Raw genomic sequence first — 333 nt, forward strand, 5'->3', positions numbered from 1 at the left:
AGGCCCATCTGCGCCACATTGGCACCATGCACAGCTTCAAGCATCGAACGCTGCATGATTTCCAAGGCACGGCCCGGCTCTGCTTTTGCCAAGCGTGCAGCCTGAGCAATTCCCAAAATCATGGGGATGTTGCCCTCCATAATCTCGGTTACAAAGCTGGCTGCAGCCACACCAGTCGCATCGTTAAGCTCATTGAGCGCAGCCTTGAGTTCATCGGAAATAGTCAAAGCCATCCGATTTTGTGGCTTGCGTTTTTTGGTAGTCATATTGCACCGGTGAGTTGCTTCTCGTGACTCATGGTATTGTGTGATTTGACGATCCGTCAAGAGCAGC

1 protein-coding gene is annotated in these 333 nt (G+C 51.7%); it reads right to left on the reverse strand.

The features are described from left to right. The coding region (locus GHO32_RS26270) for a hypothetical protein (protein WP_153443136.1) at positions 1-266 on the reverse strand (266 nt) is incomplete at its 3' end. Positions 267-333: the final 67 nt, after the last annotated feature.

This window comes from Pseudomonas sp. FSL R10-2189 (genome assembly GCF_009600325.1).
GTDB lineage: Bacteria > Pseudomonadota > Gammaproteobacteria > Pseudomonadales > Pseudomonadaceae > Aquipseudomonas > Aquipseudomonas helleri.